This is a genomic window from uncultured Microbulbifer sp. (genome assembly GCF_913055755.1).
Lineage (GTDB): Bacteria > Pseudomonadota > Gammaproteobacteria > Pseudomonadales > Cellvibrionaceae > Microbulbifer.
In genome coordinates this window covers 1-12,232 of sequence record NZ_CAJXKH010000107.1, presented here as the reverse complement: position 1 = coordinate 12,232, position 12,232 = coordinate 1, and the positions used below count along the sequence as shown (strand labels likewise).

The window sequence follows — 12,232 nt, the reverse complement described above, 5'->3', positions numbered from 1 at the left end:
CTCAGCGCTCCAGCAGATGTCCTTCACAGGCTGCCAGAAACAGGGCCCGATAGCCGTCTCGACCCAGCGGCAACGGATTACTCGCGGCGGAGGGATCTATCGCCGCCATCGCGCCGATTTTATCTGCCTGCGAGGCATCAATACCAATCTCTGACAGGGTATTTGGAATCCCCAGGTCGCGACGCAAAAACAGCACCCAGTCCAGCACCCCGACAAACCCTGCCTGCGGCAGTGCCAGATAGCGCGACAGTCGGCTCATGGGCTCTTCGATGGTCTCTCGATTTGCCGCCAGCACATAGGGCATAAGTATCGCGTTGAGCAGACCGTGGTGCTTGTCATACAGGGCACCCAGGGGGTGCGCCAGCGCGTGCATGGCCCCCAGACCGCGCTGGAAGGCGGTGGCACCCATACTGGAAGCGGCGAGCATCTGCATGCGCGCCTCCAGGTCACTGCCATCGGCAACTGCCCGCGGCAGGTACATGTGGATGAGCCGCATGGCCTCGAGTGCAATCCCCTCGGCCATGGGATGAAAACTGTTCGAGCAATAGGCTTCGAGATTGTGGGACAGCGCATCCATACCGGTGGCGGCAGTAATCTGCGGTGGCAGCCCCAGCGTCAACTCCGGGTCAAGCAGCACGATTTCCGGCAGCATGCGCGGATGGAAGATGATTTTTTTCCGCTGCGCGGCCTCATCGGTAAACACCGATGAGCGGCCTACTTCGGAACCGGTGCCGGCGGTGGTGGGCACCTGGATCAGCGGCAGGCGCCGGCCACGGATATTGTCCAGGCCGTAGAGCTCTTCCAGGGACTGGCGGCTGCCCGGGTGCGCCAGTACCGCCACCAGCTTGGCCACGTCCATGGAACTGCCGCCACCAAAGCCCACGACCAGTTCCGCATTGAGTGCGCGCGCCGCATGTACCGCCGCCTCGACCGTGACGTCTTTCGGATCCGCCTCCACGCGGTCGAAGATACCCAGGTGCATGCCGGCGCTGTCGAAGCCCGGCAACACCCGGTCCAGCAGGCCGGCGTTGACGATGCCGGCATCGGTCACCAACAGTACCCGACCCGCACCCTCGGTCCGGCACAGGTCCGCCAGCCGCTGTGCCGCGCCGACCCGGTTGACGATGGTTCTGGTGGTGGAAAAGTCGAAATCCTGCATGGCTGCCCCTGACATCAACGCTCGTCAAATTGTTGTTATTCAGGGGACATTGAACGGCCCACCGGAGCCTTTGGCCATTACCTCGGATTTCCGGTAGGCGGGATTAACAACGCGTTGCTAACCCGCCTTGCTCGCCGCCGGGGTTGCGGACCTCTCGACGGGTCGCGAAGGCTGCTCTGAAGCCTCGCCGAACACCCTGCGCAACAGCGCCATACCCCGGCGCCAGCCCAACAGGCTCTGGGCGCACAGTACGCCGGCAAACATGGCACCGGCGACACCGCAGCTCATGATGTCCTGACCGGTGAGGTAGAGGCCCTTGATGCGGGTCTTGGGGCGCAGCCAGTCCTGTTCGAAACGCGACGGGTCGTGATCCAGGCCGTAGATCTCACCGCGGCGGTAGCGACAGAAATGGCGGGTGGACAGCGGTGTGGACAGTTCGCAGTAATCGACCTGCCCGCGCAACTGCGGGAAGTGGCGATACAGGTGCTCCAGCAGGCGCTCGCTGAACTGCTGCTTCAGCGCCTCGTATTCCGCCCCGCGCTTGCCCCAGGTTTCACCCTTCCACTGTTCAAACCACTCGTAGGGCGCCGGCGCCACCAGCTCGATGGTGGCGCGCCCCGGGTAGCGCTCGTTGAAACTGGGATCCTTGGCGGAGGGGAAAGAGATATACACCAGCGGGATTTCCGCTTGCGGATCCTGCAGGAAGCGCTCGGTATCCGCCTCGTAATCGCCGCTGGGATACAGCCAGTAATTGGTCTTCGGCAGCCCCAGTTCCGCGGCGGTTTTGCGCAGGCCGATATACAGGCACTGGTGGCTCATGGAGGGTGTTACCTGCCGCAACTGGCGCAGGTAACCCGCCGCATAGGAGGCGCTCTCGGGCAGCAGTTTTTCGAAGGTGTTGAACACCCCGGCGTTGGAGATCACCGCCGGTGCGTGAATCTCGGTGCCGTCACTCATGCGCACGCCGGTGACTTTCTGCCCGTCCAGCAACAGGGTCTCGACATTCGCGTAGGTGAATACCTCGCCACCGCTTTTCTGGATCTGCGGAATGATGGTCTCGGCAATGCGGCTGGCACCGCCCACCGGGTAGTAGCCGCCGTAGAGGTAATGCTTGGCGATCAATGCGTGAATGGTGAAGCTGCTGGTCTTCGGCGTCATGCCGTTGTCGCCCCACTGCCCGGTGAGCACCGCGATCAACGCCCCGTTATCCGTCAGTTCCCGCAGTACTTCATAGGTGGTCCTGTTCAGGAAAGAGGGACAGCGCAACTTTTTAACCAGTCTGAGTACCGGCGCGCACCAGCGCGGCAACAGCTTTTCCAGGGAGATCAGCGGCATCGCGCTGGCGACCGCATCCACCCGTTCAAGGTAGGCCTCGATGGTGGCGCGCTCTCCGGGGAATTGCTGCACCAGCGCGTCCACAAACTGCTCGCGTCCGGCCACCAGGTCGTAGGATTTATCGCCGAGACAGATGCGGTCGTAAGTGGCATCCATTGGCGCCCACTGCAGCGCGCCGGCGGAGAGGAAATCGAACAGCTTGCGGGTCATGGTGGGGTGGCCGCCCACATCACCGATGTAGTGCACCCCCACATCCCACTCGTAACCGTTGCGGTCGTAGGCATGGGTAAAGCCGCCGGCGGTGTAGTGCTGCTCCAGCACCAGCACCTTCTGCCCGCTGGCACTGAGCAGAGCTGCGGTGGTGAGTCCGCCGATCCCCGAGCCGACGACGATGGCATCGTAGGGACCATCGAGGCGGCCGGCGCGGTAACGGCGGCCGATACGCAGGCGGCTCCGTTGCTGGCTGGCCCTGTGAGCAGACGCAAAAGATGCTGCCTCGGCCATGGCTATCCTCCGGGGGGCTATTCTTATTCTGAAGTTGCCCCGCCACCTTAGCCGCGAACGGCGCCCTACGCAATCAGGCTCATGCTACCCGCAAACGTCCCACAGGTAACCGACTGAATCCAGTGCTCCCCCAGAGTAAACTGGCACTCGTAGTCTCGAGGCAGGTTATGCTTGGTCGCGAAGCGCTCGTTGAGGCGCAACACCAGGGTCTGATCTTTCAGCCGCAATTCAGCGGCCTCTGCGACTTCGAAGCCGAAGTAGTCACGCACCGAGGGATAGAGCGCCTTGAACAAGCTCTCTTTGGCAGAAAAGATCAAAGTGAGGGCAACCCGGTCAGAAAGCCCCTGGGCGCTGAGCAATTCCCGCTCTCGGCGATTGGCTACGATCGTCGCCACCTCGCGGCAAACCTTGGAAGACATCAGAACTTCTATATCGATACCGAGGTAATGCTTGTCGGTCCTGCGGCTCACAGCGCACACGGCTACACTGCCCACGTGAGAGATGGACCCCACCACGCCGCTCGGCCACAGCGGGTTGCGCTGCGCGCCGATCCCTACCTGCACGTCGTGGTTACGAACAGGGCCGAGGTGCTGCAATGCCAGCGCGGCGGCGTAGCGGCCGGCGAGAAACTCCGCCTGTCGCTTGGCTACCGCGCGCTCGATACTTTCGGGCCGGTCAATACCCAGTTCGGTATAGAGGGCCGGATCGTAACTGCCCGAATCAAATTCACAACTAACCAGGCGCACACCGGTTCTCGCGTCCACCAGCGAGTGCACCTTACCAATAAACTGGCGCTCAACCCCGGGCATAATATTTGCGGCTACTTCTTGCATTCAAATCTTCCCCGGTACTTTCTTCGGGTCTTCCTTCGGTTTTTTTCTTCAGGCCTAGGGCCATAATCAGCCCCGGTAAAACCGGCACTACTGGCGTCACCTACTACATTTGTGCCATTACTTGATGCACGCAACGTGCCAAAAATCGCCAGCCACCCCGCCTCCCTGGCAACACCGCTGAATATAGCAGCCGCGGGCTCAAGACACCGACGGCGCCAACAAGCAATATTGGTTTCCATGCCAGTTCTTGGTAAAAACTCCAGCATTAGCTCCGCTGTTGTGCCACGGTAAGTGCTGCTCCTTGGAATGGCCATTCCGGGAACCCTGCCCCCAGCACCCCTGTCCATCAGGGTTTTCAGAGCAAAGGTCTTTGGGGAACTATGCGATCATATCTGAACAGAATCACTCTTCCGCTCCTGGCGCTTGCCCTGGTGGCGGGGGCTTTCCTGGTGTTTCCCGGACTCAAATACGAACTCTATCGCAAACTGCCACCAAAGATCCGCTGGAATATTTCCTATGCGCTCACCGACAAGTTTGTGGTGGGAATGGTTTATTTCGTGGAGCGCAACAACCAGCTGCTACTGGTGCGCCACACCTACCAGGACAAGTGGGCACTGCCCGGAGGCTGGATGGAGCGCAATGAATCGTTCGAGGAGTCTGCGCGACGGGAGCTGCGCGAGGAACTGAATATCCGGATCGACGAATTCGAGGTACTAGAGGTGAACAAGGTGCCGCGCTCGGGGATCATCAATATCGCCATTCGCGGGCGCCTCAAGGACAAGCATATCGCGATCCGCGACGGGGAAATCTACGGCTACCGCTTCTTTGACCTGCATCGGCTGCCAGAGGATGTGATCTATACCCACAAACCCTATATCGAACGCTACCTGGAATCCCGCCGCCCGCCGCGGCAGCCACTACCGGAGCCAACGTCGGACACTCCCGCTGTACCGGAGCCCTGAGTGCGCACTTCTCTATTCTCAATCCGCTAATTCCCTAACGGGTTCAAACGAAAACACCGCCCGCAAAGGCGGGCGGTGTTTCGAGACTTCAGGATCGCGGGCGCTGTACCCGCAACGCCTTAGAAGTTGTAGCGAACCTCTGCACCGTAGGTGCGCGGTTCGGATACGGAGGTGTAGGGCGTGCCGAAGTAGGCCATGGAGCGACCGCTGGGAATCGAGGTGCTCTCGTTGTCCAGCAGGTTGCGCCCCCACAGTGCCAGCTCGTACTGGCCGTCGCCACTCATCCATACCAGTCGCCCGTTCAGGCGCTCGTCGTCCTCACCCACGCCGGGGATATCCGCGAACTCTGCCAGGAAGCCCGGCTGATCTTCGTCGCTGTTCTCGGCGAAGATGTAGTTCAGATGCAGGTTCAGATCACCCACCGGAATAGCCGGCGCCCAGTCGAAGGTAACGGTATAGGCGGTGTCGGTGGAGGACTTGTCACCGTCAATCTGCTCCACACCCTGCGCGTCAAAGTATGGCTGCCACTGGGATTCCACATCGCGCACGGTGGTCACGAGGCCGAAGCGCACGGACTCGGTGGCCATCCAGTCGAGGGTAACCTCCACACCGTCAATCTGCTGGTCACCGTTGATCACGGTGGGCAGGGCGTTGGCGGAGCCCTCGCGCTTGCTCTCGACACTGCGCTGGCGGTTATCGACGGTCATGTCGAAGTAGCTAAGCTGTACCCGCAGATTCTGCAGTAGGTCGCCCTTGATGCCCAACTCGACGTTATCCACCTCTTCCGGTTCAAATGGATCGTCGGCGCTGGCCACATTGAGGGAGTCAAAGCCACCGGACTTGTAGCCGGTGGAGTAGGACAGATACGCCATGACGTTGTCGCTGAGGTCGTACTGGCCAACGATACGGCCGGTAGTCGCACTCCACTTGTCGGAAGCGCTGCGCACCCCCTCTCCCACGTTATAACTGGCGCCCGCGGGGAAAATCACTTCTTCCACACCGTCCCGCTCGAAGCTGGTTCCGGGGGTCAACCAGGTGAAAGACTTCTCGTCGCTGCTGTAGCGCAGGCCGGCGAGCACACTCAGGCGATCGGTCACCGCATAGTCGAAATCGGCGTAGACACCGTAGTTGGTAAAGTCTCCGGTGTTTTCCACGGACTCGGTCCACCACTCACCGGCGTATTCGGGGCCGAAAAGCATACCGCCGATACCGAGACCCTGGCTCACCATGTCGTAGTAGATACCGTCCTGCGGGAACGGGCCCTGTGCCCCCACCGCCGGTGCCACCAGCGTGGTAAAGGTGGCCCAGTCGTCCGCGTCCCACAGGTGATCGACGCTGTCCAGCATGGCCAGCCCCATCTCACCCGCAGCCCCCTCAATCATCCCGCGCAGGGCCGGGTCATTGACGATATTTGCCGTCACCAGACGGGTCACGGAATCAGCGGAGGCAGTGACATCGGTGCGCTGGTAGATGTCCTCACGGGAGTAGTTGGCCCCCATTACCGCACTCAGGCGCTCGCCGGTGAAGTTGAACTGCAGCTCGTGGTAGCCGATGTCGGAGTCGAAGGTGTTGTTGGTATCCAGGTAGCGGGTGATGTCCGCGGTGCCGTCCTCTTCCTCGCGGTTGTAGGTTTCCCACTGGCGGTAGTTGGATACCCACTTCAGGCTCCAGGCGTCGCTGATGGCGTGAGTCAGTTTGAAATTGACGGAAGACATGGAGCGGGTTTCGCCGCCATCCACCACGTCGTTTTCCACTTTGTGGTCAAACGGATCGGTACTGTAGGCGTATTCACTGACACCAATCGCCTGGCGCGACGCGTTGTCCACCTCGTCCCAGTCGTAGGACAGCTGGGCGGCGGTCTTGTCGGTAATCTGCCACAGGGCGGCGATACGGCCGGTGACAATATCTTCCGCGCCAGCGTCAGCACCGCCCGGGGTGACATTGTCAATGAATCCGTCGCGCTGGTAGCTCAACAGGTTGCCACGCACAAAGAAGTTGTCCGTCAGCGGGGCATTGACCATGCCTTCCAACTGGGTCAGGCCGTAGTTGCCGACGCGCGAGGATACAAAGGCTTCGAATTCCTGCTGTGGCGGGTTCGGCACCAGGTTTACGGTACCCGCAGCGGCATTGCGGCCGAACAGGGTGCCCTGCGGGCCCTTCAGTACTTCCACCCGCTGCATATCGGCAAAAGACATGGAAGTGGCCGCAGCCGGTACATAGGCATCGTCGTAGAACACCGCGACGGAGGGGTCGCCACCGGCGCTGATGTTGGAGCTGCTCACACCGCGGATACCGATAGTGGACTGGGTGATGCTGGAACTGACATCAAAGCCGGGAATGAAGTCGTCCATGTCGCTGAGTTTCAGCGCATTGGTGTTTTCGATATCGGCGACGGAAAAGGTGTCGACGGTTACCGGTACTTCCAGCGCATTCTGCTCGCGCTTCTGCGCGGTGACGACTATCTCGTCGAGCACGCTGGCACTGGCGAAGCCCGGAGCCAGTGCACCGGCAGCAAAGGCAACTGCCAATGCAATGGGGCATTGCCCGTTCAGTTGAAGCTTGGTCATACATATACCCTTGGAGTTTATTGTTACTCTGAAGAAGCGCGGCCCCGCCGGGCGCGCCTACAGCAAACGACCAGCCTGACCTGCCCCCCTAAACCCGGGGGTTTTCTTCAGATTTCGGCGGCGTGAAGTTAGCACAACGATTATTGCGCCAACATACAGAAGCAAACTTTATTCCAGGGTTTTGCAAAAAATGTAGATTTTGTTTTGTTTACTGTGTTTTTCTCAGAGAAAAAATGTGAACCCGGTCACACATCCCAGACCACTCAGTCAGACTTCCTGCCCACCGGCTTGATCACCTCAGGCATCAGCCCATTCAGGATCCCGTAAAGCACTTCGATACGCGCTTCATTGGAAAAATACTTGTTCGCCAGCATCACGAAGCCGAACCGCTTTTGCGGAATAAAGGCCACGTAGGTAGAGAAGCCCCCGGTAGAGCCGGTCTTGTTGATCAGCACATTTTGCTGGGGCGCGAGCGGCGGGCGGATGGCTTCCACCGGCTGGTCCTCGCGCACCATTGCCGGCGAGTTACCCTGCATCAGGGTTTCCACCGCTACCGGTAACGCGTACTGCTCCCACACCAGATCCTGCACGTAGAATTCCGTTTTGAAATAACCCTTGCGGGTAGTCGCCAGAGCCCTTTCCAGGTCGCGGCCGGTTTTTACCAGCTGCATCTGGATACCCAGATAGCGGGATAAATCTGCAGCACTGGATTTGACCCCGTACGCCTCCTCCCCCAGCACCCCCATATCCACTCTTACCGGCGTGCCGCTGCGGTTGTGACCGCGAGCGTAGTGCGACATTTTTTCGTCCGGAACCTGGATATAGGTATCGCCCAGTCCCAACCCCTGAAACACATACTGCTGCATCGCCTCGGCGAAAGGCTGGCGCAATTTGCGCGCGGTGATCAGGCCCAGTAATCCGATACCCGGGTTGGCGTAGGTGCGGCTGGTGCCGGGGAAATACTGCGGCTGCCACTGGCTCAGGTAGGCCAGCAGCTGGCGGTTGTTCTCGATCTCCGCGGGCACCTGCAGCGGAAAGTGGCCGGCGGTGTGGGTGGCGAGGTTGAGCAGGCTGACCCCGTCCATGGCGCTGCCGCGCAGATCCGGCAGGTGGCGACTGACCGGGTCACCCAGCGACAGCACACCCCTTACCTCGGCGTAAGCGGCCAGGGTGGCGGTAAAGGTTTTACTGACGGATCCGATCTCAAACAGGGTGTGCTCGGTGACCGGCTCTTTGGTGTCTTGTGAGGCCACCCCCAGGGTAAAAAAGTAGGGCTCGCCATCGATGATCAGCGCCAGAGCTATTCCGGGGGGATTGTGTTTCTCCACCACGGGCTGGAGCGTTTGTATCACCACCTGCTCTAGATGATCGGGATCGGTTTTGGCGAAAGCGCTGATGGAAAAACAGGACGCGGCAAGCACCACCAGGAACAGCGTGCATAAATCTAATCGACGGGGAGAGAGAAAGTGCTGAGAAAAGCGGCTCGGGGGCACGGCAACATCCTTGTTATTTACAGTTATTGATAGCGCTCAGACCGCCGCAACACGGTTTAGTGCTGCGGTGGTCGGCTCGCCGTCAGTCCATCAATGGGCGAGCGCCTCCCAGGGTCGGCCGGACGCCGTTACTGATCTGGAAGGCCACCCGTGCCGCGGTGCGCGCGGCGTGGTCTTCGATATCGAAATACGGATTGAACTCCGCCATGTCCGCCAGGCACACCTTGTTCGATTCCAGCACCGTATCCAATAGCGGCTCGAACAGTTCGAAACTCACACCGCGCCCGGCGGGGGCACTCACCGCCGGCATGATTGCCGCCGGGAACACATCGAGATCGATGGTGAGGTAGACGAAATCCACCTTGTCGATAAATGCCTGGATCTGCTTCTGCACCTGCTCGATACGCCAGGGGGTGATCTCGCGGTCGGAAATCACCTCCGCACCCAGCTCCTGCGCGCGCTGGTACAGCGCCGGGGTATTGGCGGTGGCCGCGGCACCCACGCACAGGTAATTGAACGGGCGGCCGTTCAGGTCACACTGCTCGGCAATCTGGAAAAACGGAGTACCCGAAGACCCCTTGGGCGTGGGCAGGCGGATATCCAGGTGGGCGTCGAAGTTGATGATACCCAGGGTCTTGTCGCGATGCTGCTCGCGCATCCAGCGGGCGATCCCCTGGTAGCTGCCGTAGGCAATCTCGTGGCCACCGCCGAGCACCAGCGGGAAGTGGCCGGCGGTCATCAGCTCGGTAATACGCGCACCGAGCATCGCCTGTGCGGATTCGAGGTCTTCCTTTTCCACCCGCACGTTACCGGCGTCGTACAGGGGCGCACTGAAGGTTTTCGGCAGGTTCGCCATCGCCAGGCGCAATATGCGCGGGCCCTTGGCGGCGCCGATACGGCCCTTGTTGCGGCGCACCCCTTCATCGGAGGCGAAACCGAGCACCGCAATCCCGGGGCGGCTGTCCAGGTGGAGCGGCACTATGTCTTCGTGCCAGCGTTTGCCTGCCTTGCCGTCTTCGCTGTCGCTACGGCCGCTCCACAGGCGCATATCAGCCAGCTGTAACATGGCGACCTCCAAAAAACATTTCCGACGGTTTCAGTGCGCCCACTTCATAGGCGAGCTGGTCCGGCGTTTCCATCGGCCACAGCGCCATATCCGCGACCAGCCCCGGGCGCAGTACGCCGCGACTGCAGCAGATGCCCAGCGCGCGCGCGGCGGCGCGGGTCACCCCGGCGAGGGATTCCGCCGGGGTGAGACCAAAGAAGTTGCACCCCATATTCATCATCAGGCGCAGGGAGGCAATGGGACAGCTGCCGGGGTTCAGGTCGGTGGATATGGCCATCGGCACCCCGGCCGCGCGCAGCTTTTCCACCGGCGGTACGCGGGTTTCCTTCAGGGTGTAGAAGGCACCCGGCAGCAATACCGCGGCAGTACCGCTCTCGGCCATGGCCGCGACGTCGACGTCGGAGATGTATTCGATATGGTCCACCGACAGTGCGCCGGCCCTGGCCGCCATTTCGGTGGCGCCGGTGCGCGCCAGTTGTTCCGCATGCACTTTGACCGGCAGCCCCAGCTCTTTTGCGGCACTTACCACGCGCCGGCACTGCTCTACGGAAAACGCGATGTTTTCACAGAACATGTCCACCGCATCCGCCAGCTGTTCCCTGGCCACCACCGGCAGGATTTCGTTGCACACCAGGTCGATGTAGGCGTCGGCACGGCCGTCGTATTCCGGCGGCAGGGCGTGGGCGGCGAGGCAGGTTGTCTGGATATTCACCGGATAGTGCTGGGCCAGGCGACGGGCCACGCGCAGCTGTTTCAGTTCGGTATCCAGATCCAGGCCGTAGCCGGACTTTACCTCGACGGTGGTAACGCCTTCGGACAGCAGTGACTTGAGGCGCGGCTCGGCAGCGCGATACAGCTCTTCGGCGCTGGCCGCGCGGGTGGCGCGCACGGTGGAGATGATGCCACCACCGGAGCGGGCGACATCCTCATAGCTCTCGCCACCGAGGCGACGGGCAAATTCACCGGCGCGATGGCCGCCGTAAACCAGGTGGGTATGGCAGTCGATCAGCCCCGGCGTCAGCCACTGACCCTCACCGTCGATAACCTCATCGGCAACCGCATCGGGCAATTCCCGGCGCGGGCCGAGCCACACGATTTTATTGCCGGTTACCGCCACCGCGGCATCTTCCACCGCCCCGTAAGCGCCGGGTATGGAAGGATCCATGGTAGCCGCGTGGACATTGGTAATCAGCAGATCACAGCGTTCTGTCATGTTCGCTCACTGAATTGGCGTTAATGGTAACGATAGCCCCTAGAGGCCGGTTTGGCGCGATTTATCACTATCAGATAAACCCGATACTCCTTGATCACCTGCCGATCACTTGCTGTGGCGACGAGCAGATCCCTCTTGACAGCGAGCGGGCCCGAATCCATAGTTGCGCCAAACACAAGTTGTATATACAAGAATGTACAACCAGTCACGCACTTTAACCGAGCAGGCGGAGACCACACAAGTATGAGCAGTCAGCCCCGCTACGCTGCCATCAAAGAGCATATCCGAGCCCAGATCGAAAGCGGCAAGTGGCCGGCACAGTTCCGCGTACCGTCGGAAAACCAGCTCGCCCAGGATTTCAGCGTCAGCCGCATGACCGCCCGCCGGGCCCTCAGTGAACTGACCGACGAGGGCGTGCTGATGCGCTCCCAGGGCCTCGGCACCTTCGTCGCCGAACCGGTACCCGCCGGCTCGCTGCTGGAAGTGCGCAATATTGCCGACGAAATCGCCGCACGCGGTCACAGCTACGCCAACCGCATCCTCAAACTGGAACAGGCCCAAGCCGGCACCGAAGTGGCGGTGGCGCTGGGCCTGGCCGAGGGCGCGGCGGTGTATCACTCGATCATCGTGCACCTGGATAACGGGCTGCCGATTCAGTTCGAGGAACGCTATACCAACCCGACACTGGTGCCGGAATACCTGCAACAGGACTTCACCCACTGCACCCCCAACGAATACCTCACCCGGGTGGCGCCGCTGACCGAGGTGGACACCACGGTGGAGGCCGTTGGCGCCAGCGGGGAAGTCGCGCGCGCACTGGAAATTGCCGAGAACAGCGCCTGCCTGCAGATCTGGCGACGTACCAAAAGTAGCTCAGGCACGGTGAGTTTTGCGCGCCTGGTGCACCCGGGCAGCCGGTACCGGCTGGGGGCGCAACTCAGGTTTTAGCCTTCGTCATGCCGCTACCGGATCAAGTCCGGGATGACGGGAATCGAGGTAGAGAACCCGAATTGAAGGCGGGGTGCCGGGTGCGGGTTTTCAGGAGCGTCGCAAACAGGATGTTTGCGCCGCAGCGCCCAGGGATGGGTTCACAGCGGTCC

Annotated in this window: 9 protein-coding genes; 2 read left to right on the top strand and 7 right to left on the bottom strand. The window is 61.1% G+C overall.

What is annotated here, in order from left to right:
* Position 1: 1 nt before the first annotated feature.
* From QZ511_RS14690 to QZ511_RS14680, 3 genes are all read right to left on the bottom strand, one after another.
* Entirely contained in the window at positions 2-1,159 is a 1,158-nt protein-coding gene (locus QZ511_RS14690) for an iron-containing alcohol dehydrogenase (protein ID WP_295803448.1), read from the bottom strand.
* Between the two features lie 117 nt (positions 1,160-1,276).
* Entirely contained in the window at positions 1,277-2,998 is a 1,722-nt protein-coding gene (locus QZ511_RS14685; protein WP_295803447.1) for an NAD(P)/FAD-dependent oxidoreductase, read from the bottom strand.
* Between the two features lie 65 nt (positions 2,999-3,063).
* On the bottom strand, positions 3,064-3,831 hold the full coding sequence (locus tag QZ511_RS14680; protein ID WP_295803445.1) for a 4'-phosphopantetheinyl transferase: 768 nt from the start codon (positions 3,829-3,831) through the stop codon (positions 3,064-3,066).
* 380 nt (positions 3,832-4,211) lie between these two features.
* Here QZ511_RS14680 and QZ511_RS14675 point away from each other — a divergent pair, with 380 nt between their 5' ends.
* A complete protein-coding gene (locus QZ511_RS14675; RefSeq protein WP_295803443.1) occupies positions 4,212-4,793 on the top strand; it encodes an NUDIX domain-containing protein in 582 nt (193 codons plus the stop codon).
* Between the two features lie 119 nt (positions 4,794-4,912).
* Here the strand turns inward: QZ511_RS14675 and QZ511_RS14670 are convergent, their stop codons facing one another.
* The 4 genes from QZ511_RS14670 to hutI all read right to left on the bottom strand — a co-directional run bounded on the left by QZ511_RS14670 (position 4,913) and on the right by hutI (position 11,132).
* Complete coding sequence (locus tag QZ511_RS14670) at positions 4,913-7,360, bottom strand: TonB-dependent receptor (protein WP_295803441.1); 2,448 nt, start codon at positions 7,358-7,360, stop codon at positions 4,913-4,915.
* Positions 7,361-7,623: 263 nt separating this feature from the next.
* On the bottom strand, positions 7,624-8,715 hold the full coding sequence (gene ampC / locus QZ511_RS14665; protein ID WP_295803450.1) for a class C beta-lactamase: 1,092 nt from the start codon (positions 8,713-8,715) through the stop codon (positions 7,624-7,626).
* 220 nt (positions 8,716-8,935) lie between these two features.
* Positions 8,936-9,919: a formimidoylglutamase gene (gene hutG / locus QZ511_RS14660; RefSeq protein ID WP_295803439.1), complete on the bottom strand. Its 984-nt coding sequence runs from the start codon at positions 9,917-9,919 to the stop codon at positions 8,936-8,938.
* Positions 9,903-11,132: an imidazolonepropionase gene (gene hutI / locus QZ511_RS14655; protein WP_295803437.1), complete on the bottom strand. Its 1,230-nt coding sequence runs from the start codon at positions 11,130-11,132 to the stop codon at positions 9,903-9,905. The genes hutG and hutI overlap by 17 nt, the downstream gene beginning before the upstream one ends.
* Before the next feature lie 243 nt (positions 11,133-11,375).
* On the opposite strand from hutI, the gene hutC reads away from it, so the two are divergent.
* Positions 11,376-12,080: a histidine utilization repressor gene (hutC, locus tag QZ511_RS14650; RefSeq protein ID WP_295803436.1), complete on the top strand. Its 705-nt coding sequence runs from the start codon at positions 11,376-11,378 to the stop codon at positions 12,078-12,080.
* Positions 12,081-12,232: the final 152 nt, after the last annotated feature.